Annotated in this window: 23 protein-coding genes; 15 read left to right on the forward strand and 8 right to left on the reverse strand. The window is 37.2% G+C overall.

Features of this window, described 5'->3' with window-relative positions:
• Positions 1 to 64 precede the first annotated feature (64 nt).
• From rpmB to H5084_RS09960, 3 genes are all read left to right on the forward strand, one after another.
• Positions 65 to 301, forward strand: coding sequence for a 50S ribosomal protein L28 (gene rpmB / locus H5084_RS09950; RefSeq protein WP_028869451.1), 237 nt, complete (start codon positions 65 to 67; stop codon positions 299 to 301).
• Positions 302 to 312: 11 nt separating this feature from the next.
• Positions 313 to 468: a 50S ribosomal protein L33 gene (gene rpmG, locus H5084_RS09955; protein ID WP_025562982.1), complete on the forward strand. Its 156-nt coding sequence runs from the start codon at positions 313 to 315 to the stop codon at positions 466 to 468.
• A 68-nt stretch (positions 469 to 536) separates the two neighbouring features.
• Positions 537 to 989, forward strand: coding sequence for a hypothetical protein (locus H5084_RS09960; protein ID WP_182690353.1), 453 nt, complete (start codon positions 537 to 539; stop codon positions 987 to 989).
• Positions 990 to 1042: 53 nt separating this feature from the next.
• Here the strand turns inward: H5084_RS09960 and H5084_RS09965 are convergent, their stop codons facing one another.
• Complete coding sequence (locus H5084_RS09965) at positions 1043 to 1552, reverse strand: hypothetical protein (RefSeq protein WP_028869449.1); 510 nt, start codon at positions 1550 to 1552, stop codon at positions 1043 to 1045.
• Positions 1553 to 1644: 92 nt separating this feature from the next.
• On the opposite strand from H5084_RS09965, the gene mutM reads away from it, so the two are divergent.
• Positions 1645 to 2457 carry a bifunctional DNA-formamidopyrimidine glycosylase/DNA-(apurinic or apyrimidinic site) lyase gene (gene mutM / locus H5084_RS09970; RefSeq protein WP_182690354.1) on the forward strand — a complete coding sequence of 271 codons (813 nt, stop codon included), beginning with the start codon at positions 1645 to 1647 and terminating at the stop codon, positions 2455 to 2457.
• 76 nt (positions 2458 to 2533) lie between these two features.
• Here the strand turns inward: mutM and ushA are convergent, their stop codons facing one another.
• The 4 genes from ushA to cyaY form a co-directional block, all read right to left on the reverse strand.
• A complete protein-coding gene (gene ushA, locus H5084_RS09975; RefSeq protein WP_220485942.1) occupies positions 2534 to 4192 on the reverse strand; it encodes a bifunctional UDP-sugar hydrolase/5'-nucleotidase UshA in 1659 nt (552 codons plus the stop codon).
• A 390-nt stretch (positions 4193 to 4582) separates the two neighbouring features.
• Positions 4583 to 5056 (reverse strand): pantetheine-phosphate adenylyltransferase, encoded by a 474-nt coding sequence (gene coaD / locus H5084_RS09980; RefSeq protein ID WP_028869446.1) that lies wholly within the window; start codon positions 5054 to 5056, stop codon positions 4583 to 4585.
• A complete protein-coding gene (locus H5084_RS09985) occupies positions 5056 to 5289 on the reverse strand; it encodes a hypothetical protein (RefSeq protein WP_028869445.1) in 234 nt (77 codons plus the stop codon). Before H5084_RS09985 ends, coaD begins: the two co-directional genes overlap by 1 nt.
• Positions 5290 to 5407: 118 nt before the next feature.
• Positions 5408 to 5722 carry an iron donor protein CyaY gene (cyaY, locus tag H5084_RS09990; protein ID WP_028869444.1) on the reverse strand — a complete coding sequence of 105 codons (315 nt, stop codon included), beginning with the start codon at positions 5720 to 5722 and terminating at the stop codon, positions 5408 to 5410.
• Between the two features lie 71 nt (positions 5723 to 5793).
• On the opposite strand from cyaY, the gene lptM reads away from it, so the two are divergent.
• The 11 genes from lptM to hslU all read left to right on the forward strand — a co-directional run bounded on the left by lptM (position 5794) and on the right by hslU (position 17476).
• Entirely contained in the window at positions 5794 to 5964 is a 171-nt protein-coding gene (gene lptM, locus H5084_RS09995; protein ID WP_156916131.1) for an LPS translocon maturation chaperone LptM, read from the forward strand.
• A gap of 61 nt (positions 5965 to 6025) precedes the next feature.
• Positions 6026 to 7288 carry a diaminopimelate decarboxylase gene (gene lysA / locus H5084_RS10000; protein ID WP_182690356.1) on the forward strand — a complete coding sequence of 421 codons (1263 nt, stop codon included), beginning with the start codon at positions 6026 to 6028 and terminating at the stop codon, positions 7286 to 7288.
• 75 nt (positions 7289 to 7363) lie between these two features.
• Positions 7364 to 8191, forward strand: coding sequence for a diaminopimelate epimerase (dapF, locus tag H5084_RS10005; protein ID WP_182690357.1), 828 nt, complete (start codon positions 7364 to 7366; stop codon positions 8189 to 8191).
• Between the two features lie 141 nt (positions 8192 to 8332).
• Positions 8333 to 9232, forward strand: coding sequence for a tyrosine recombinase XerC (gene xerC, locus H5084_RS10010; RefSeq protein ID WP_182690358.1), 900 nt, complete (start codon positions 8333 to 8335; stop codon positions 9230 to 9232).
• Between the two features lie 20 nt (positions 9233 to 9252).
• Positions 9253 to 9960, forward strand: a complete 708-nt coding sequence (locus H5084_RS10015) for an HAD-IA family hydrolase (protein ID WP_182690359.1) — start codon at positions 9253 to 9255, stop codon at positions 9958 to 9960.
• A gap of 162 nt (positions 9961 to 10122) precedes the next feature.
• On the forward strand, positions 10123 to 12288 hold the full coding sequence (gene uvrD, locus H5084_RS10020) for a DNA helicase II (protein ID WP_182690360.1): 2166 nt from the start codon (positions 10123 to 10125) through the stop codon (positions 12286 to 12288).
• A gap of 280 nt (positions 12289 to 12568) precedes the next feature.
• On the forward strand, positions 12569 to 13024 hold the full coding sequence (locus H5084_RS10025) for a hypothetical protein (protein ID WP_028869438.1): 456 nt from the start codon (positions 12569 to 12571) through the stop codon (positions 13022 to 13024).
• Positions 13025 to 13162: 138 nt separating this feature from the next.
• Positions 13163 to 14911: an arginine--tRNA ligase gene (argS, locus tag H5084_RS10030; RefSeq protein WP_182690361.1), complete on the forward strand. Its 1749-nt coding sequence runs from the start codon at positions 13163 to 13165 to the stop codon at positions 14909 to 14911.
• Between the two features lie 2 nt (positions 14912 to 14913).
• Positions 14914 to 15435, forward strand: coding sequence for an SPOR domain-containing protein (locus tag H5084_RS10035; protein ID WP_182690362.1), 522 nt, complete (start codon positions 14914 to 14916; stop codon positions 15433 to 15435).
• Positions 15436 to 15572: 137 nt separating this feature from the next.
• Positions 15573 to 16121 carry an ATP-dependent protease subunit HslV gene (gene hslV, locus H5084_RS10040; RefSeq protein ID WP_028869435.1) on the forward strand — a complete coding sequence of 183 codons (549 nt, stop codon included), beginning with the start codon at positions 15573 to 15575 and terminating at the stop codon, positions 16119 to 16121.
• Positions 16122 to 16129: 8 nt separating this feature from the next.
• A complete protein-coding gene (gene hslU, locus H5084_RS10045) occupies positions 16130 to 17476 on the forward strand; it encodes an ATP-dependent protease ATPase subunit HslU (protein ID WP_037071892.1) in 1347 nt (448 codons plus the stop codon).
• Positions 17477 to 17635: 159 nt separating this feature from the next.
• On the opposite strand, the gene H5084_RS10050 is transcribed toward hslU, so the two are convergent.
• The 3 genes from H5084_RS10050 to H5084_RS10060 form a co-directional block, all read right to left on the reverse strand.
• The gene (locus tag H5084_RS10050) at positions 17636 to 18169 is read right to left on the reverse strand and encodes an MltR family transcriptional regulator (protein WP_028869433.1); all 534 of its coding nucleotides are present in this window, start codon (positions 18167 to 18169) and stop codon (positions 17636 to 17638) included.
• A 51-nt stretch (positions 18170 to 18220) separates the two neighbouring features.
• Positions 18221 to 19363 (reverse strand): mannitol-1-phosphate 5-dehydrogenase, encoded by a 1143-nt coding sequence (locus H5084_RS10055; RefSeq protein ID WP_182690363.1) that lies wholly within the window; start codon positions 19361 to 19363, stop codon positions 18221 to 18223.
• Between the two features lie 75 nt (positions 19364 to 19438).
• Positions 19439 to 21334 (reverse strand): PTS mannitol transporter subunit IICBA, encoded by a 1896-nt coding sequence (locus H5084_RS10060; protein ID WP_028869431.1) that lies wholly within the window; start codon positions 21332 to 21334, stop codon positions 19439 to 19441.
• Positions 21335 to 21928: the final 594 nt, after the last annotated feature.

The following is a 21928-nucleotide window of genomic DNA, read 5'->3' on the forward strand; positions in this document are numbered from 1 at the left end:
GACGGCTAAAAAAGGTGTTCGACTATTTTGCTCGAGTAAAACTAATATTTTTGGAGATTTCGACATGTCTAGAGTATGTCAAGTTACAGGCAAGCGTCCAGCTGTTGGTAACAATGTATCACACGCGAAGAACCGTACACGACGTCGTTTCTTACCTAACCTACAAACACACCGTTTTTGGGTTGAGAGTGAGAACCGTTTTGTTAAATTACGCCTAACTACTAAAGGTATGCGTATCATCGACAAAAAAGGTATTGATTCAGTTTTAACTGATATCCGTGCTAATGGCGTTAAAGTTTAAGGAGCTTACAAATGCGTGATAAAATTCGTTTAAATTCAAGCGCTGGCACTGGTCATTTTTATACTACTGATAAAAATAAAAAGAACATGCCTGAAAAGTTTGAAATCAAAAAGTTTGACCCTGTAGTACGTAAACACGTTATCTACAAAGAAGGTAAAATCAAGTAATTTTGATTTAACCTTAAAAAAACCCAGTTTATACTGGGTTTTTTTATACCTACAAAAAAGGAATTAGCATGCGTTTATCCAAAAAAGGCTGGAATAATGTACTTATTTTTGGTGTTTTGCTGATCATCTTCATCTTTAACTTCAGCCAAGAATTACGTTTATCTTCCAAAACATCGCAGCGTCATGTCATTGCTAATGACTTAACCATTGTAGAAATTGACACTCCTGATTATGTGATAACTCGTGTAGGCCGAAATTGGCAAAGTAAGCCCAATAGAGGCATTTCCAGTGAACAACTGCAGAAGATAGTGAATAACTGGCAAACAGTTCCTCTTGATGTGTTAACGCTCCAAAGCTTACCTACTTCAAGCTTTATTATTAAATTTTTTGTCGCTGAACAGATACAACCGATTATTGTGCAACTCCACCAGCAGCAAGATGACCAGTATATTTTACAAGTCGATGAACAGCTTTTTCTGTCATTGCCTGCTAAACAGCTAGCACAATTTTTAGGTCAGTAGCCTTCTAGTAAAAAAATTGACTGTATTTTTAATTAAATTCGAAACTTAATTAATTATGATTTACGGCTTAAATCTCGTGCAAGTATCAGTGATAGACCGATCATTTGTAAAAAAATAGACCAATTTCGTAAACTCGATATAGATTTTTTATATGCACCTTCTCTCTCTTTATAATCTAGATTGGTTAAAAAGCGTTGATCGATCTGCTCTCTTATAAGGTGCTGGTATTGATTGATTTCTTTATTTACAAACTGAAAATCATTTAATTCTATGATGCTAAGTTTACGTTGTAGATGAGCGGAAAAAATAGAAGATAATACAGGTATCAGAGAAGGTTTAATTTCCCCCTGTTGAGTTAACAATAATAAGGTATCTCTTTTTTGTTCAATGGCTTCCATTTGAGACCACAACAATTCAATTTGATTACTGTTTTCAGAAGCACGCATATTAAGTGCGGATAACTTTTCGTTTTTTTCTTCAATAAAAAAATGTGTCACTAATGCGGATGATATATTAAACACCAACCCAATCATTACGATCGCCCAAGTAGGAATATTCTTCATATTATTTCCTTTTAGCATTAACTAATTTTATTAATTGCACTTATTATGCGAATCTAGGGTTTTAATTAATTTTATTTAATAACGAGATCAAAATGCCAGAATTACCAGAGGTAGAAACTAGTCGTCGAGGCATTAGCCCACATATTGTTGATCAAAAAATATGTGGTGTGATACTCCGCCATCATCAATTACGTTGGCCAATTCCTAGTAACTTATTAGTCCTATTAAGAAATAGAGTTTTACTAGCAGTAGACCGACGAGCTAAATATCTATTGCTACGCTTTGAAAATGGCACCTTACTGATCCACCTTGGTATGTCTGGTAGTTTGCGTATTTGCAAATTGGGTGACGAGCCTCAAAAACATGACCATGTTGATTTTGAGTTTCAGCATTGTTTATTGCGCTATACCGATCCCAGACGCTTTGGTGCCATTTTATGGTTAGGCGAAGCACCACAAGAATGTCCTTTATTAAGCATACTAGGTCCAGAACCATTGTCCGAGGAGTTCACGGCAGAAATGCTTTATGAGCAAGCTAAAAATAGAAAAATACCGGTTAAGCAATTTATTATGGAACAAAAAGTGGTGACTGGTGTAGGTAATATTTACGCAACGGAAGCCTTATTTAATGCAAAAATAAGCCCCATTAGAGCGGCCAATAATATTAGTTTAAAGCGTTATCAACGATTAGTTATTGCCATTAAAAAAATATTAGAAGAAGCAATTAAACAAGGTGGAACAACATTAAAAGACTTTGTTGGAGGAGATGGTAAACCAGGCTATTTTCAACAAACATTACATGTATACGGTAAAACAGGGGAATTATGTCCCAGCTGTGATAAGCCATTAACATCAGTGAAATTAGCAGCCAGAAACAGTGTCTATTGTAGTCACTGCCAACATTAAAAAAATAAAGGCTTGTTGCAGCTCCTGTAAATAATTAAGCTATGCAACAAGGCCTTTTATTATCTATCTGAATAGATTATTTATAATTAATTTCACCTGCAGCATCATAATCCGAAACGTTTAAAGGTGTATGTGACTCAAGATAATCTTTTAATACCTCAGCATCTACAAATCCAGTATTTACAAAGCCTGAATGATCTGTAATTTTAGGGTACCCATCACCACCAGCTGCATTAAAACTTGGAATGGTGAAGCGATACGTTTGCATTAAATCAATGGCTTTTCCGTGGATTTTCACTTCACTTACAGAGGTCTTACTAACAACCATACTAATGCCATAGAATTGAGCATAGGCGCCTGTATCAACAGGTTTAGTTGCAACTGCATTAAGATATTCTATGACTTCAGCACCTTTCATATCAACGTACGTTAATTGATTTGCAAAAGGTTGTACTTTTAAAACATCTTTATAGGTAACGCTACCCGCTTCGATTGAATCACGCACACCACCAGAATTCATCACACTAAAATCTGCCTTAGCTCTTTCTTTATGTGCTTTAGCAATTAATCGACCAAGGTTGGTTTGTTTAAAACGTACCACATTACGGTCACCTTCAAGTTTGCCATTAATTTCGGCTACTTGGTTATTCAACTCAACCTGACCTTTTTCTTGGTAAGGAGCCAAAAATGCTAAAAGTGCTGGATCTTGTGTGATCTGTGATTGAATCAAAACACGTTTTGATTCGCCATCCACTTTTACTTTTTTCACTAAATTAACAGGAATTAAGCGGTAACTGACTAATGCTAGTTCGCCGTTTTTAAATTTATAATCTGCGCGTCCAACATATTTACCCCACTCATGAGCTTGGACAATGTAGGTACCATTTTGTTTGTCTGGTACACAGTCGTCACCGGGTTTAAATTGACTATTAGCAACATTCACACTCTCCATACAGACAGGCTCTTGTGAGTGCCCACCCACGATCATATCAAGTGCACCTGCTGGTAATGAACGAGCAAGAGTGACATCTCCAGGTGCATTAACACCAAAGCCTGCATCTTGATAATGCCCCATATGCGTGACAGCAAAAATCAAATCGGGTTGTTCATTTTTTTCAAGTTCAACGATAACCTTAGCGGCTTCTATTTTTGGGTCACGAAAGTCAATACCGCTAATGTATTCTGGATTACCAATTTTAGCCGTGTCTTCTGTTGTTAACCCTATAACTGCGATCTTTACTCCTTGTTTAACAAAAACCTGATAAGGCTGGAATAAACGCTGACCTGTTTTTTTATTATAGATATTCGCCGACAGCATTGGGAAGTTTGCCCACTGTCCCTGTTTTTCAAGTACAGATAACGGATTATCAAATTCATGGTTACCTAATGCCATTGCATCATAACCAATCATACTCATGCCTTTAAAATCTGGCTCTGCATCTTGTAAGTCAGACTCTGGTACTCCTGTGTTGATATCACCGCCCGAGAGTAATAAAACACTACCTCCTGCCCCTTCAACTTCTTGACGAATTTGATCAATTAAGGTTTTACGCGCAGCCATACCATACTCGCCATGGCGATTTTGCCAAAAGCGACCATGATGATCGTTAGTATGTAGTACGGTTAAATCGTAGCTTTTATCGGCTTGCCATTGTTGTTGTGGAGCAGAAGCACATCCCCAAAGAGCAGCACTGAAAAGAGTGGCCAATATGATCGGCTTAACGCTTGTTCTCATAATCATTCCTTTTTTATGTATCAAGTGACTTGGTGTTTACTATCTACTATTGAAGATGGGGTCGACCACCAGCACGATAAGTAATTTTCAGAACCTGATTAAAACAGAAGAGACCTTTGTCATTACAAAGGTCTCTGGTTTAATTTTTATAATACCAATATGCCTGAGTATGCGATCAAATATAGAGCAGAGAAAATGAATCAACTTAAGGCAGAAGTGATGCATTTTTACCAACAATATTAATCAACTAGCGGAATTGGTATAGCTAGAAGCAGTGTATGCAACTATGACAATGCTTAACAGCATTGTCATAGAGAAATGATACAAAAAGAGATAAAAGTCCCAAATGAGCTGATTCTAGTTGGGACTTTTAGAAAAATAACAGCGTTTTTACTGTTGGTCGATAAATGCTTGTTGCACACATGCTGGTGCTAATAAGCTAATATCACCTTGATGTTTAAAGACTTCTTTAACGATGGTTGAAGATATAAAAGCAGTTCGAGCATGCGCAGGTAATAAAATAGTCTCTAATTCAGGATTGAGGGTGTGATTTACTTGCGACAATTGAATTTCATAATCAGCATCAGTCCCACCACGAATACCACGAATTAATGCCTGTGCTTGATGCGTTTTTGCAAACTCCGCCAGCAAACCGTTGAATGGCACAATCTCGACACCATTAAGGTGTTTAGTGGCTTCGAAAAGCAAATTACAACGGGTTTGTAAATCAAACCAAGGCTTTTTGCTACTATTGATAGCCACCGCAACAATCACCCGATCAGCTAAACAACTCGCACGAGTAATAAGATCAAGGTGGCCATTAGTAACGGGATCAAATGATCCTGGAAAGACAACTGTATTCATTATTTATCCTCTAGAGGTATCGTATATTTTTTTTGCTCATTCTCTTGCTCAACCATCGGCCAATAAAACTCAAACCAAGGTTCTGATTGTTCAGCCCTTAAACTCGCTTTTGGAAATTGAATCGAAAAATGACTGTGCTTAAATGCTTTTAATGAAGTTGTTATTTCAACATCACTGGCGAGCCAAAAGCACACCAAGAAAACAAAAGGGTAACCGAAAAAAAGTTTAAACATATTTAATGACCGCTTTTACTATTTAAAATAGTGATTTAATAATGACTACTTAAATGACAACCTTCGCGTTATGCAATACAAAAAACTAATCAGAAGCGATTCAGATTAGTTTTTGAAGCTATTCAAAAATTATTTTTTCACCTGATTGCTTAGTGATCGCAGCAGATAAGAAGCTTAAAAATTCCGCCCCACTTCGGTCATCAATCCAGAAGCCATCCTTAAAATCATAATGATGCCCATTTTCTAATGTAGCTAACCACACTTGATGCAATGGTTGTTGGCGATTAATAATCAACTTAGTTCTATTCTCAAACTCTAAAGTTAGCAAAGCACCATTTTGGTCATAATCTATATCAGCGCCTGATGCTTCAATGTTATCTTCGATTTTTTGGTACAACATATCCGCTAATTCAAGAAATTCGCTATCCGTCATTTACTTCTCCTTTGCTTTTTACCGATGAAATGCGATTATAGAGGGCTAAAAATATTTAACTAGGAGAAGGTATGAAAAAACTGAATTTATCGTTAATAGCCCTGCTTTTTTCAAGTTTATTGATAGGTTGTGGCATGAAAGGCCCACTTTATAGAGAAGCGCCACCTGCACCTAAAGAACAACCAGTGCAAACCAATGCAACCGAAGCAGAAACAACAGATGCCTTAAATACTTCACAATAAAACATGCATGAAGGCAGTGACAATAACCAATAAACTACAGAATCAACAAAAGGATTTCAAATTGGATCATTTTAATTACCATAGCGATGGCCGTCTATTAGTCGAAGACACTGCAATTGAAGATATCATCAAGAAATCAGGTACGCCTGCGTATGTTTACTCTCGAGCGACTATTGAGCGTCATTGGAAAGCTTTTGATAATGCAGCGGGATCTCATCCTCATTTAATTTGTTACGCAGTTAAAGCAAACTCAAACCTAGGTGTACTTAATCTAATGGCTCGCTTGGGTTCAGGGTTTGATATTGTATCGGTTGGTGAGTTATTGCGTGTTATTCAAGCCGGCGGAGACCCTAAAAAAGTTGTTTTCTCTGGTGTAGGCAAAACTGAAATTGAAATATCGACTGCATTACAAGCAGGGATCCATTGTTTCAATGTTGAATCTATCTCTGAGTTGTACCGTATTAATGAAGTCGCTGGCTGTTTAAACAAGAAAGCCCCTATTTCGATTCGAATTAATCCAAATATTGATGCAGGTACGCACCCTTATATTTCTACGGGATTAAAAGAAAATAAATTTGGTATTGAAATAGAACAAGCATCGACGGTTTATAATATTGCTAATGAATTGCCTTTCTTGGAAGTAAAAGGTGTAGATTGTCACATTGGTTCTCAACTAACTGAAATTGAACCATTCTTAGAAGCATTAGATAAACTCCTTATCTTAATTGATAGCCTAGCAACACAGGGTATTACAATCGAACACTTGGATTTAGGGGGCGGCTTAGGCGTTCCATATAATGGCGAAACACCGCCACAGCCAGCACAATACATGCACGCTATTATTGAGCGTATGAACGGCCGTAAACTCAAACTTATTTTCGAACCAGGCCGTGCAATCATGGCCAATGCTGGTATTTTAGTGACTAAAGTTGAGTTCTTAAAATTAAACGACCATAAGAACTTTGCGATTGTTGATGCTGCTATGAATGATTTAATTCGTCCTGCATTATACAGTGCGTGGCAAAATATCATTCCGCTTAATAATAAATTAAACGATCCTGAAACACGTCCAAGTCGAGTTTACGATATTGTTGGTCCGATCTGTGAAACCGGTGACTTTTTAGGTAAAGATCGTCCACTAACCATTGCAGAAGGCGATCATTTAGTGATCCGTAGTGCAGGCGCTTACGGTGCAACCATGAGTTCAAATTACAACTCGCGTTGTCGCCCAGCAGAAATAATGGTTGATGGTGATAAAGCCTTTGTTGTCCGCCAGCGTGAAAAACACATTGAGCTATGGCGCGGTGAGCATGTTTTACCTTAGTTATAACTTATGCGCTATCTCAGGGAGTCTTAACTCCCTATTTTAATAGGTTTTATTGGTAAAAGTAGAGCGAAGATGAATATTGAATTTTCTAAAATGCACGGCTTGGGTAATGACTTTATGGTTATTAACAATGTCACGCAAAATGTCTTTCTATCTAAAGAGACGATCTGCAAATTAGCAGATCGTAACTTTGGCATAGGCTTCGACCAATTATTAATGGTTGAACCTCCCTATGATCCAGACTTAGACTTTCATTACCGCATCTTTAATGCTGATGGTAGTGAAGTAGAACAATGTGGTAATGGTGCTCGTTGTTTTGCGCGTTTTGTTAAATTAAAAGGATTAACCCACAAACGGGTGATTAACGTCAGTACTGCAAAGGGTAAAATTCAGCTAAAAATAGAACAAGATGGCAATATTATTGTGGACATGGGCAAGCCTATTTTAGAGCCAGCAAAAGTTCCTTTTGAAGCACAGAAAGAAGAAAAAACATATATTCTACGTGTTGAAGACCACACAGTGCTATGTGGCGTGGTTTCAATGGGTAACCCACACTGCGTTGTACTTGTTGATGATATAAAGACAGCACCAGTTGAAACATTGGGCCCTTTACTAGAAGTACATGAACGCTTTCCAAACAAAGTGAATGTTGGTTTTTTACAAATAATAGACCGTGATTTTGCAAAGCTACGCGTATGGGAGCGTGGCGTAGGTGAAACCTTAGCTTGTGGCACCGGCGCTTGTGCGGCAGCTGTGGTTGGTCAATTACAAGGTAAATTAGATACACATTGTCGTATTGAATTACCCGGTGGTGAGCTCCGATTTTTTTGGCAGCCAGGACAAAGTGTGCGCATGAGTGGTCCCGCTGAGTTTGTGTTTGATGGGCAAATTCAAATATAAACAGATTCTGTTATTATTTTATAACGCACCATCGATAACATTTACTCTAATGATGTAATGCTAAAACAACGATATTAAAAAGTGCACGGTTAATTCATTTGAGAATTGGCTTATGCACTTTTTTATTATCTAGGATTGACCATGAGCTCCTTATTGCCAGATACACAACGCTATTTATTACATATTGCTAGCCAACGTGGCTTAAGCCCTGTCACTATCAATAACTACCAACGCCATCTTAATGAGTTTATTGCATTATTAAAGCTTCAAAATATACAAACATGGCAACAGCTTGATACACACCAAGTACGCTTATTAGCTAAACAGTTACATCAAAATGGTATTAAAGCACGCTCCATTGCCACCAAACTTTCTGCATTACGCTCTTTTCTAGAATACCTAGTTAAGAACGATCAACTCACCTTTAATCCCGCTAAAGGTGTTGCAGCCCCAAAATTAGATAAGCCGCTACCTAAAAACATCAGTGTCGACGATATGGATCAGCTATTAGATATTGATGGCGATGATCCACTTACCATTCGAGATCATTGTATGATGGAACTCATGTATTCTTCTGGGTTAAGGTTAAGTGAGTTAGTGGGTATTAACTTAAAAGATATAAAGTTATCGGAAAAAGAGATAATGGTCACCGGTAAAGGAAGTAAACAGCGCTTATTACCTATCACTAAAAGTGCCGTTATCACTATTAAACTATGGTTAAAGATCAGACCTGAGTTTGCGGAAGCCGGTGAAAAAGCACTCTTTTTATCCAAACAAAAAAAACGAATTTCAGCGCGTAGTGTGCAAATGCGGATGGAAAAATGGGGACTACAGCAGGCATTACCAAGCCACGTTAATCCTCACAAATTGCGCCATTCATTTGCAACGCACATGTTGGAATCCAGTGGTAATCTACGAGCAGTACAAACCTTATTAGGGCATGCTGACCTAGCCACTACACAAATTTATACGCATTTAGATTTTCAACATTTAGCAGAAGTGTATGACAAAGCACACCCTCGCGCTAAGCGTAAAAAATAATATTATTAACAGGGATAAAAATGAAATTTTATAGACCCCTTCGCCCTTTCAAAGCAATTAGCTTTGATTTGGATGACACCTTATATGACAACCATCCGATCATCATAAAGGCGGAAGCAGACTTCCTTGTCTATTTGCGTACAACCTATCAGCAATTAGCAGAGTTAGATGCCCGTAAATGGGGGTTATATAGAGATTTACTGGTAAAAGAAAATCCGGCATTACAACATGATGTATCGCTATGGCGTAAAGAAATAATTCAACGCATCATGGTGGTTTATGGTATTGCAATGGTTAATGCTATTAAGTATGCCGATAGTGCATTACAGGTATTTCTGCAATTACGCAGTGATTTCACGGTGCCCGAAAAAAGTATTAAATTATTACAACAACTCGCATTGCATTACCCTGTCATCGCATTAACCAATGGTAACGTGAATGTGGAACAGATCGGTCTCCATGATAAATTTAAATTTGTAATAAAAGCGGGCAATGGATTACGCAGCAAACCACATTTAGATATGTTTCAACAAGCAGCATCAAAGTTAGATATCAAGGTAGAGGACATATTACACGTGGGTGATCACTTGATCTCAGACGTATATGGGGCACAAAATAATAAAGCACAAGCAGTTTGGTTTAACCCTAACCATACAAAACTTGATCGTGCCAAGTTACTACCGACTTTGGAAATGACCGACCTACAAGACTTATTAACTATTTTATAGCCCGCTATTTATCGTTCAGGTTAATAGCTCAGCGACTATCAATAATCATTACCACGGTATTTCAGCAGAGGTTCTTTGGCATATACTAAAACATAGAATATTCACATTTATGCGATGTTTCGGTATAGTTCCTTTCTACTGAATAAATAAACAGGCATTTTTATGGACGTATCTTACCTTATCGATGATTTAAATGATCATCAACGCGCTGCCGTATCAGCACCAGAACAAAATATGCTGGTGTTAGCCGGCGCCGGCAGTGGTAAAACACGTGTTTTAACCCATAGAATCGCATGGCTTATGCAAGTTAATCAAATACCTACCTACGGTATTTTAGCGGTTACCTTTACTAACAAAGCAGCAAAAGAGATGCGTGGACGTATTGCTGACATTTGCCCACAGCAAATTGGCAGTATGTGGATTGGTACTTTCCACGGTATTGCCCATCGTTTATTGCGCTTGCATCATCAAGAAGCAAACTTACCCGAGCAGTTCCAAATTATTGATAGTGATGACCAACAAAAGATGGTTAAGCGCATAATCAAAAGCTTAGGGTTAGATGAGAAGTATTACCCTGCAAAAGAGCTGCAGTGGTATATCAACGATAAAAAAGACGAAGGGTTACGTGCTAAACATATCGACCCAGGTTTTGGCGTACAAGATAAGCATCGCTTGCAAGTCTATCAAGCCTATGAAGCCGCTTGCCAATTAGCTGGATTAGTGGACTTTGCAGAATTATTATTGCGAGCGCATGAGTTATTATTAAATAACGCCGCACTATTGCTTCATTATCAACAGCGTTTTCAACATGTTTTAGTTGACGAGTTTCAAGATACGAACAAATTACAATACGCTTGGTTAACACTATTAACTGATAACAATAATTACCTAACCATTGTTGGTGATGATGATCAGTCCATCTACGGTTGGCGTGGCGCAGATATTGAAAATATTCAACGTTTTTTAAAAGAGAAAACGTCACCCGTTACTATTCGTTTAGAGCAAAATTATCGCTCTACAGGCAATATCCTAAAAGCCTCAAATCAATTAATTCAAAATAACAGCGATCGTTTAGGAAAAGTTCTGTGGACTGACGGGGATGATGGCGAGCCAATATCCATCTATAGTGCCTTCAATGATTATGATGAAGTGCGTTATGTCACCAGCCAGTTGCAAACATGGGAAAAGGCAGGTAACAAACTCAGCGAATGTGCCATTTTATACCGCAGCAATGCTCAATCGCGTTTATTTGAAGAACAATTAATGGCACAGCAAATTCCTTACCATATCTATGGCGGGCAACGTTTCTTCGACCGCTTGGAAATTAAAGACAGCATCGCCTATTTACGATTAATGAATAACCATCAAGACGACGCAGCATTCGAACGAATTGTTAATAAGCCTAAACGAAAAATAGGTAATACTAGCTTAGATAAAATAAGAATTTGTGCCCGTGAGCAAGGTTATACGCTATGGCAAGCTAGCCAATACTTAATTGAAAACAAACAATTAAGTCCTGCTGCTAAGGCGTCATTAAGTGGTTTCTTAACTTTAATTAACCGCTTTAAAAATGAAACCTCAGAATTACCTTTATTCCAAATGGTGGATCACATCAATAAACACTCAGGTTTAGAGGCGATGTATGAAGCTGAAAAAGGAGAGAAATCCCGTAGCCGAATCGAGAATTTACAAGAATTAGTCTCAGCGACTAAAGGATTTGTTATTCCAGAAGAAGAGCAAGAGATGGAAGAGTTGACTGCCTTTTTAGCTTACGCAGCTTTAGAATCAGGTGATAATCAAGCCGATGAGTTTGAAGATGCAGTGCAATTAATGACTATGCATGCAGCTAAAGGGTTAGAGTTTCCGCAGGTATTTATTGTTGGAGTAGAAGAAGGCATGTTCCCTGGGCAGCAATCAGCTACCGATGAAACACGAATGGCCGAAGAACGCCGCTTATGTTATGTAGGCTTAACACGAGCAATGACGAAATTAACACTTTGTCATGCAGAAAGCCGCCGTTTGTATGGACAAGAAAAATTTCATGCACCGTCGCGTTTTATTAGTGAGCTTCCAGAAGAAAATATCGAATATATTCGTTTAAAAACTCAAGTTCGTAGAGCGCAACCGGTTATACAGAAGCCCAAGCTAGCCATTACTCAAGATATTCAGGGATTCAAACTAGGACAACAAGTGATGCACCCCAAGTTTGGAGAAGGGACGATTACAGCGCAGGAAGGTAGTGGTGAAAATAGTCGTTTACAAGTCCACTTTATGGGTGTGGGTAGTAAATGGTTGATGACAACCTATGCTCGTTTAGAGGTCATATAATCAACGCTAGTATCCAAATTTTTGGCTAAATAATGCGTCTTGCTTGATAACGGGCATGAATGTCTCGATTTTACTATGTAGCGCGAGTATAACGCTTATCGACGTTGGTGCTTTTATCTAAATGTAATCAAAAAAGCTGAAGCAAGATCAAAACTGTGATTATGATTCAATAAACAAGCAGTTTTGATCTTTATAACATGCTAAAAAATAAAAACTAATTACACTGGTTTAGTGCCTATTTTTAATAGTTACGCTAAGCACATAATACAGGGAGTGAATTATGCGTTCTAAACTAATCAAAGACTTTTTAGTTTATATTGAAGACTGCCATAAAGCCTTAGCCGATCTTTATCAGCGATTGGGTGTAGAAGCCTGCGATCGAAAAACGAAATTATTGTTAGAATACATGAAAAACAGAGAGCAGATCTCTCACTTAAATTTACATCAATATATTAAACTCGCTCCCGTTAGTTTATTAGACACCCTGCTAGATAACTTCTTCGACCAAAGCTTTCCACAACGCTGTAAAGACCTTGAACTGAAAACAGATTTAGAGCTAGAAGACATAGTGACCTTAGCAATTCAATTAGATATGCAATTAATTGAAGCAATGAAAGCGGTTGCTAATAACAGCCCAACTTTAGAAGCAGAAACAGCTATCGGACAATTAACCAGTAAAGAGGAAGAAATGTTGTATCAAGTTGTCATCGCCAGTCATGAATTTGAGTACTTATAGCTTCATCTGCCGCTAATATTAAAAGTCTTCCTCATATTGGACTTTTAAGGCTTGTTATTAACTTCCTCGCTAGTCTTCACCAACGATAAACGGTAGAATCTGACTACTTTATTTGTCGAATCAATTGGTGAGTTACCCATGAAAGCATTAATCCAAACCCTACTTGAACAAGCAGTTGCTTCTTTACAGACACAACAAATTTTACCTGCCGATGTTCAACCCCGTATAACCATTGATCGCACCAAAGACAAATCACATGGCGACTTTGCTAATAACTTAGCATTAATGCTAGCAAAACCAGCAAAACAGAACCCGCGCGCACTTGCCGAGCTAATTGTGAAAAACTTACCGGCTTCAGAATTAGTGATTAAAACAGAAATTGCAGGGCCTGGTTTTATTAACTTTTTCATCAACCCACATTACATCGAAAAACAAATCGATAGTGCTTTTGCTAATGAGCGTTTAAATGTTGAATTAACGAAGACACCGCAAACGGTAGTTATCGACTACTCATCACCTAACCTTGCCAAAGAAATGCACGTAGGTCATTTACGTTCAACAATTATCGGTGACTCAGTAACCCGTACACTAGAGTTTCAAGGACACAATGTTGTCCGTCAAAACCATGTTGGTGATTGGGGAACTCAATTCGGTATGCTATTAGCATATATGGAAGAGTTACGTGCAAGAGGCGAAGAAATTAATAAAAACCTTGCTAACCTAGAAGTATTCTATCGTGCAGCAAAAGGCCGTTTTGATGAATCAGAAGACTTTGCTAACCGTGCTCGTGATTTAGTGGTTGCATTACAAAGTGGCGATAGCGAATGCTTAGCATTATGGAAAGAATTTAAAGATATTAGTATTGCACATTGCCAAGAAGCATATGACCGTTTAGGTGTCAGCTTAACGTTAGATGATGTCCACGGTGAAAGTGCTTACGATAAAGACCTAAGCGTTGTAGTAAGTGACTTAGAAAAAAAAGGCCTATTACAAGAAAGCCAAGGTGCTAAATGTGTTTTCTTAGATGACTTCAAAAATAAAGAAGGTGAACCACTTCCAGTTATTATTAAGAAAAAAGATGGCGGATTTTTATATGCTACTTCTGATTTAGCAGCGATTCGTTACCGTCAATCAGTATTAAATGCCGATCGCGTTTTATACTTTGTAGATGCACGCCAAGGATTACATTTCCAACAAGTATTTGAAGTGGCACGCTTAGCAGATTTTGTTAAAGCAGGCACGACACTTGAACATATGCCATTTGGTACTGTAATGGGTGAAGATGGCAAACCCTTTAAAACACGTGCAGGTTCAACGCCTAAATTAGCTGATTTACTAACAGAAGCAGAACAACGAGCTTATCAATTAGTAAAAGAAAAGAATCAAGATATGGCAGAAGATGAATTACGCCATATCGCATCAGTTGTTGGTATATCTTCTGTGAAATATGCGGATTTATCAAAAAATCGTACCAGTGATTATACCTTTAGCTTTGACAGCATGTTAAGTTTTGAAGGCAATACTGCTCCTTATTTATTATATGCTTACACTCGTGTTGCAAGTATTTTTAATAAAGCTGGGATCGAATTAAATAGCATTACTGCAGACGTTTCTTTTACTGAAGAAAAAGAGATCGACTTAGCTAATAAGCTGATGCAGTTTAATGAAATTATTGATCAAGTGGGTCAGCAAGGCATGCCACACTTCTTATGTGCTTACCTGTTTGAGTTAGCCGGTTTATTCTCAAGCTTTTACGAAGCTTGCCCAATATTAATTGCTGAAAATGAAACACAAAAACAAAGCCGTTTAAAACTGGCTGGTTTAACGGCTAAAACGCTACAACAAGGTTTAGCGCTGTTAGGCATTAACACATTGGAACGTATGTAATAATGGCCAAGGTAACACGAAGAAAACCCGCTAAACGCGGGGCGAAAAAAAGAAGTAATAAACGTAAACCTAATCAACAAGGGTTTCCATATATTGCTTGTTTTTTTGCGCTCGTGTTAATCGCTTTTATTGGCTATTTTGTTTTTGCTGTCGATAAACCGACTGCTCAAGTAAAACCTAAAAAAGCAACGGTCAAAAATGAAGAAGTTCTGCCTGAAAAACCTCAACCGCAGTGGGATTACGTTGATATATTAAAAACCAAAGAGGTTAAAGTAGAGATCCCTGAACAACAAAAATCAACTCAACCTTATCAAATGCAGTGTGGTTCGTTTAGACAACAAGGGGATGCAGAATCTTTAAAAGCTAAAATAGCCTTCCAAGGATTAGAAAGCCAAGTTAAAAAAACGGGTAATTGGTATCGTGTGATATTAGGTCCTTACGAACGTAAGCGTTTAGCTGAAAAACAACGTCATAAACTACAACGAGCCAAAATCAACGGCTGTCTGATATGGTTCTGGCGTTAATCATTTAATAGGAGAACTTAGGTTCTCCTTTTCTTTATCTATTTCCCCTTGAATTCAATAAAAACCACCCCATTTTATATTTATCAGCCAATATATTTGGCCATTCATTTAGTTAATAAACAACAAAAGGGTTCAATATGACGACTATTGTTTCTGTACGACGCGGTAATCAAGTGGTTATCGGTGGTGATGGTCAGGTATCACTCGGCAACACCGTAATGAAAGGCAATGCACGCAAAGTACACCGTTTATACAATGATCAAGTCATTGCAGGTTTTGCTGGCGGTACGGCGGATGCTTTTACTCTTTTAGAACGTTTTGAAGCCAAGCTACAAGCCCATCAAGGTAACCTTGAGCGTGCCGCAGTGGAATTAGCCAAAGATTGGCGTACGGACCGCATGTTAAGAAAACTAGAAGCTTTATTAGCGGTTGCCGATAAAAAGCATTCATACATTATTACTGGTAATGGTGATGTAGTTAGACCTGAAAATGACTTAATTGCAATTGGTTCAGGTGGTAATTTTGCACAATCTGCAGCAATGGCTTTATTAGAGAATACTGACTTATCCGCACAAGAAATAGTTGAAAAAGCCTTAACTATTGCAGGCAATATATGTGTATTTACTAACACTAACCAAACGATTGAATGTATCGACATTGATGCTGAAGAAGCAACAAAAAAATAGGAATACACATGACTAATAATATGACTCCACAACAAATAGCACATGAATTAGATCGCCACATCATTGGCCAAAGCAAAGCTAAACGTGCTGTTGCTATCGCATTACGTAATCGTTGGCGTCGAATGCAATTAAATGAAGATATTCGCCAAGAAGTAACCCCTAAAAATATTTTAATGATCGGTCCTACAGGTGTCGGTAAAACTGAGATTGCACGCCGTTTAGCAAAATTAGCGAATGCACCTTTCATTAAAGTTGAAGCAACCAAGTTTACTGAAGTAGGTTATGTCGGTAAAGAAGTTGAAAGTATTGTTAAAGATTTAGTTGAAGCTGCAATTAAAATAACCAAAGAACAAGAATTAGCAAAAGTAACCGCAAAAGCAGAAGATTTAGCTGAAGAACGTATTTTAGATATTCTTATTCCACCTGCTAAAACAGCAACAGAATGGGATGTAAATAAATCAGATGTAATTGAAGAAGGTCCTGCTAGACAATCTTTCCGTAAAAAATTACGTGAAGGTAAACTGGATGATAAAGAAGTTGAGATTGATGTGCCTGCACCACAATTTGGTGTAGAAATAATGGCTCCTCCTGGTATGGAGGAGATGACAAATCAACTGCAAGGCATGTTCCAAAACCTAGGTAATAAGAGCGAGTCTAAAAAACGTAAAATGAAAATTAAGGACGCATTAAAAGCATTAGTAGAAAACGAAGCGTCAAAACTGATTAACCAAGAAGACTTAAAAGAAAAAGCAATTTTCGCTGCAGAAAACAATGGCATCATCTTTATAGATGAAATTGATAAAATATGTAAACGTGGTGAGTCATCTGGTCCTGATGTTTCACGCGAAGGCGTACAGCGTGATCTGCTTCCTTTAATTGAAGGCTCAACAGTACAAACTAAACATGGCATGGTGAAAACAGACCATATGCTATTTATCGCTTCAGGTGCTTTCCAAGTAGCAAAACCGTCTGATTTAATTCCTGAATTACAGGGGCGTTTACCTATTCGTGTTGAATTAGAAGCTTTACGTGAAGAAGATTTAGCACGTATTTTAACTGAACCGAAAGCGTCTTTAAGCGAACAATATCAAGCTTTATTGGCGACTGAAGGAGTGACTATTACTTTCACTCAATGCGGTATCAATAAAATAGCGAAGTCAGCATGGCATGTTAATGAAACGACTGAAAACATCGGAGCACGACGCTTACATACCATGATGGAACACATTATGGATGAGCTATCTTATGAAGCCACTGAACGTTCAGGTGAATCTATTACTATTGATGAAGCCTATGTTGCTAGTATGCTAGATGAAGTCGTTCAAGATGAAGATTTAACTCGTTATATATTATAAAGTAAGCATTCATTATATATAAATAAAAAGGCTCTGATACCTATCGGTATCAGAGCCTTTTTTATTTCATAAACTAGCCAATGCTAATAGTATTTAATCAACAATTATCTATTTTTCGCGAGTTTAAAGTCGTATAACGACCCTTTTATGATTAAAGTATTAAAAAGGACTTTCTTTATTTAACGTTTCGCAGAGAGAAATAATTTCAAGCGCTAAAGATGATTTGATCACTTGTTGCTGTCTATCTAGTTGCATTTTATAAAAAGTTAAATCGATATCATCTTGCGCGATAGCCACTAATTCAAAAATACTCATATTCATATTTTTAGCTAAATGGAGAGATTTAATCTCATTAGCAATTAACTGATCAGTAAAGTGGTATTCGGCACTATCGTTACTGAGTAAATTTTTTAATTTTATAATGCTTTCTATATCTTGATAAATAGCATGAGGTATCACCCCTAATCCAAATAATAGCTTTAAACGAACAGACAACTCACCTAAAGGCCCTGAATTATGTAGTAGTGGTCCTACAACAGATTGAACAGCAAAATCATTTTTCAGAAAAATACGTTCAATTAATCCTTGAATAAGTTGTTCAAATATATCCACAGTAGAGATAAAAAAACCACGAGCTGTCAGGCTCGTATTTAGACATTCTAGTATTTCAGTTTCTTGCAGTTGTTTTGACATAAGCTCAGCTAGGTTAGGTTGTACGAGATAGCTCTCGTACAACTATTTTTTTTAAGCCATCGCTAGGTATAGCTGTTCTATTTTGATCGCTTCATTACCGTCTGCTGGTAAACCAGTGTATTTAGACAGTGTTGCAATAAAGCCAATCTCTTCTAATGATGATTGTAATTCAATTGCTTGTGGGTCGTCGCTATTTTTATATTTAAATGCAGCAGCAATACCTTTTAATAACATATCATTAGCAGTAGCGTATTCAATAGTGCCTAATAGAGGTTTAACTAAACGGTCATTCTCACCTAACTTACGGATAGGTTGACGGCCTACACGGTCAATTTCATCATGTAGATAAGGGTTTGCAAAGCGACCGATAATTTTCTCAATGTAAGCATTGTGTGCATCACGCTCAAAACCATAACGGTTAATCAATACTTCACCACTTTCTTGCATTGCTTGTTTTACCTGAGAACAAATAGCATCATCATCAATAGCATCTTTAACTGTTTCATGACCTGCTAATGCACCTAAATAAGCAGTCATGATATGACCCGTATTTAGGGTAAATAGTTTACGTTCGATGAAAGCCATTAAGTTATCAGTTTTCTGCATGCCTTCAATAACAGGTATTTCACCTCTAAATTGTTGCTCATCAACAATCCACTCACTGAAGCTTTCCACAGTCACTTCAAGAGGATCATCAGATTCAGACGGAGGTACAATACGGTCTACGGCAGAATCAACAAAGCCAACTAGGCGCTCTGCTTGCTCATGGTATTTTTCATCTAAATGTTTATACACTTCTGTTTTAAGGAAAGTCGTACCTCGGATCATATTTTCACATGCGATGATATTAAGGAATTGCTCGTTTTTTGCATCAAAACGTAATGCTAAGCCTTGTGCAATTTTGTTAGCGATAATAACTAATACATTAGGGCCAACGGCTGTAGTGATTAAATCTGTTTCACTGATAAGAGCAACTAACTCTTCGCTTGTTGAATTAATTGCATTAACACCAGAAACAACTTCTGTTTTACATTCTGCACCAACTACTTTTACATTGTAAGTATTCAGTGTATTTAGCAAATTAATAACTTTTTCATCGACATCAGCAAAAGTAACTTTTATGCCAGCATCTGCTAATAATTTACCAATAAAGCCACGGCCAATATTACCCGCGCCAAAATGAATTGATTTCATTGTTTTTTCCTTATGAAAGTAATCTAAAACGAAAAACGCTGGTAAAAACCAGCGTTTTAATTAAGTCTGATTTGACTAACTTAATATACTTAATACTTTTTGAACATCTTTACTATTGATCAATGTTTCGATAGCTTCTGGGTCATCAAGAGCATTAGTTATAGTTGTGATTACGCTAATATGTTCATCATTCTTAGCAGCAATACCAATAACTAGTTTAGCGATATCATCTGCTTCATCACCAAACAGTATACCGTCTGAATATTGACATACGACAATACCCGTTTTAATAACACTTTCTTTTGCTTCAATCGTACCGTGTGGTACTGCAATTGATTCACCAAGATACGTTGTAACTAGTTTTTCACGCTCAAACATACCTTCAATGTAAGCTGGTTCTGCATAACCTAATTTTACAAGTTGCTCACCTGCAAATTGTATTGCTTGTTGTTTGTTTTCAGCTTTCAAACCTAAATAAATATTCTTTTCAGTTAATTCAAATACAGGTTTTGCAGTAGGTTCTTCAACAACTGCAGCAGGTTGACTGCTTGGTGCAGGCGTTCCTGATGCTGCGATTATTTCAGCTACTAATCCATCATAAAGAGTACTGTCTAAGAAGTTAGTTAGAGATAAATGCTTAGCTTGAGCTGCATGCTTAATTGCACGAGGCGTTAAATCTTTATGCGTAATAACAATATCAACATCACCAGGAAGGTTGTTAATTGCACAGTTAGTAACACTAATATTTAATCCCGCAGATTTAACTTTTTTGGCTAATAAACTTGCACCCATTGCACTAGAACCCATACCAGCATCACAAGCAACAATGATTTTATTCACGTTAGCCATATCTACATTTGCACTACCTTGAGCCGCTGCTGCAGGTGCATTTTTAAGATTTTTCATTTGGTTAGAAGCTTCAGCTAGTTTATCGCCTTCATCTTCACCTAAATCTTTTTGCGTTTTCATTAATAAAGAAGCAACAAGGAAAGATACAGAAGCAGATAAAACAACAGATAAGATAACACCAATTAATGACGCTTTAGGTGTTAGCAATAATACAGCGAAGATAGAACCAGGTGATGCAGGAGAAAGAAGACCAGCATTAAATAATGTTAACGTGAATACACCAGTCATACCACCTGCAATAACAGCAAGGATTAAACGAGGGTTCATTAACACATATGGGAAGTAAATTTCATGGATACCACCAAAGAAGTGGATTATTGAAGCACCACTAGCAGTTTGTTTAGCAGTACCTTTACCAAATACCATGTATGCAAGTAATAAACCTAAACCAGGACCAGGGTTTGCTTCAATTAAGAAGAAAATAGATTGACCTAATTCAGTAGATTGTTGAATACCTAATGGCGAGAAGATACCGTGGTTGATTGCATTATTTAAGAATAATATTTTAGCTGGTTCAACAAAAATAGAAGTAAGAGGTAATAAACCTGCTTGAACCAAGAAGTTTACACCGGCAGCAAGACCTTCAGAAAGAACGAAAACAGCTGGACCGATTAAGTAGTAAGAAATAATAGCTAATATCATCCCGATAATACCAGATGAGAAGTTATTCACTAACATTTCAAAACCGCTCTTAATTTTACCATGAACAGCTTTATCAAATTTACTGATTGCCCAGCCACCTAAAGGACCAACAATCATTGCACCGAGGAACATTGGAATTTCAGTACCTACGATAACACCCATTGTAGTAATCGCACCAACTACAGCACCACGATCACCACCAACTAATTTACCACCGGTGTAACCGATTAATAAAGGAAGCAGAAATTTAATCATTGGGCCAACTAAAGCAGCTAGACCTTCATTAGGGAACCAACCCGTTGGGATAAATAGTGCTGTAATAAAACCCCAGGCAATAAATGCCCCAATATTTGGCATAACCATGTTTGATAGGAACCTACCAAAGTTTTGTACTCTGATTTTACTCTCGGATGATATCATGTCATTTCCCCGTTCAATTTTATTATAAGTAATGTTAAGTAACAGTTAATTAAAAACCGTTATATTCCGTTTGATACAATTAATTTAGCACATTCACAAAAATATAAAACATAGCCTCATTTCATGTGAAGATGATCACTAAAAAGAAACCAAAATGACTACTTTTGATACATGAGTCACTTTAATAAGATGTACTATTGCTACAAATCAAATATAAAGGTGTCAATGAGCTGAATTTAGTGATTTAAATCACATTTGTCATGATGCGCAAAATACCACAAACGAGACCTATGTCTCGTAAAATCGTATTTAAAATGCAATTACAATTAACTAGAGTGACGTAGATCTCTTTATTAATGCTAATAATTATACAGTGTAATTTAATTACATAATTTAAAATTCCAATATCAGCATCCTAAGCACTGTATTTATGATCAAAAAACACACAAACAGTATGATGTTTGCACAAAAAATGATCGCGTAAAAAACAAAAATATCCCTTCCTCTTATAGGGTATATAGCCCAAAAAACACCTTCTGTGCTGTGCATAGCAATCGGGTAAATCAATATATAATTCGTGATGCCATGCAAAAT

This window comes from Psychromonas sp. SR45-3 (assembly GCF_014163575.1).
Classification (GTDB): domain Bacteria; phylum Pseudomonadota; class Gammaproteobacteria; order Enterobacterales; family Psychromonadaceae; genus Psychromonas; species Psychromonas arctica.

Bases quoted from the DNA above. Each gene is read 5' to 3' on its own strand.
- H5084_RS10035 (WP_182690362.1), top strand. From the start codon at position 14,914: ATGGCCAAGGTAACACGAAGAAAACCCGCTAAACGCGGGGCGAAAAAA.
- H5084_RS10060 (WP_028869431.1), bottom strand. From the start codon at position 21,334: ATGATATCATCCGAGAGTAAAATCAGAGTACAAAACTTTGGTAGGTTC.
- xerC (WP_182690358.1), top strand. From the start codon at position 8,333: ATGAGCTCCTTATTGCCAGATACACAACGCTATTTATTACATATTGCT.
- coaD (WP_028869446.1), bottom strand. From the start codon at position 5,056: ATGAATACAGTTGTCTTTCCAGGATCATTTGATCCCGTTACTAATGGC.
- H5084_RS10050 (WP_028869433.1), bottom strand. From the start codon at position 18,169: ATGTCAAAACAACTGCAAGAAACTGAAATACTAGAATGTCTAAATACG.
- ushA (WP_220485942.1), bottom strand. From the start codon at position 4,192: ATGAGAACAAGCGTTAAGCCGATCATATTGGCCACTCTTTTCAGTGCT.
- H5084_RS09965 (WP_028869449.1), bottom strand. From the start codon at position 1,552: ATGAAGAATATTCCTACTTGGGCGATCGTAATGATTGGGTTGGTGTTT.
- uvrD (WP_182690360.1), top strand. From the start codon at position 10,123: ATGGACGTATCTTACCTTATCGATGATTTAAATGATCATCAACGCGCT.
- hslU (WP_037071892.1), top strand. From the start codon at position 16,130: ATGACTAATAATATGACTCCACAACAAATAGCACATGAATTAGATCGC.
- H5084_RS10055 (WP_182690363.1), bottom strand. From the start codon at position 19,363: ATGAAATCAATTCATTTTGGCGCGGGTAATATTGGCCGTGGCTTTATT.
- rpmG (WP_025562982.1), top strand. From the start codon at position 313: ATGCGTGATAAAATTCGTTTAAATTCAAGCGCTGGCACTGGTCATTTT.
- H5084_RS09960 (WP_182690353.1), top strand. From the start codon at position 537: ATGCGTTTATCCAAAAAAGGCTGGAATAATGTACTTATTTTTGGTGTT.
- cyaY (WP_028869444.1), bottom strand. From the start codon at position 5,722: ATGACGGATAGCGAATTTCTTGAATTAGCGGATATGTTGTACCAAAAA.
- H5084_RS10015 (WP_182690359.1), top strand. From the start codon at position 9,253: ATGAAATTTTATAGACCCCTTCGCCCTTTCAAAGCAATTAGCTTTGAT.
- H5084_RS10025 (WP_028869438.1), top strand. From the start codon at position 12,569: ATGCGTTCTAAACTAATCAAAGACTTTTTAGTTTATATTGAAGACTGC.
- lptM (WP_156916131.1), top strand. From the start codon at position 5,794: ATGAAAAAACTGAATTTATCGTTAATAGCCCTGCTTTTTTCAAGTTTA.
- mutM (WP_182690354.1), top strand. From the start codon at position 1,645: ATGCCAGAATTACCAGAGGTAGAAACTAGTCGTCGAGGCATTAGCCCA.
- rpmB (WP_028869451.1), top strand. From the start codon at position 65: ATGTCTAGAGTATGTCAAGTTACAGGCAAGCGTCCAGCTGTTGGTAAC.
- H5084_RS09985 (WP_028869445.1), bottom strand. From the start codon at position 5,289: ATGTTTAAACTTTTTTTCGGTTACCCTTTTGTTTTCTTGGTGTGCTTT.
- hslV (WP_028869435.1), top strand. From the start codon at position 15,573: ATGACGACTATTGTTTCTGTACGACGCGGTAATCAAGTGGTTATCGGT.
- argS (WP_182690361.1), top strand. From the start codon at position 13,163: ATGAAAGCATTAATCCAAACCCTACTTGAACAAGCAGTTGCTTCTTTA.
- dapF (WP_182690357.1), top strand. From the start codon at position 7,364: ATGAATATTGAATTTTCTAAAATGCACGGCTTGGGTAATGACTTTATG.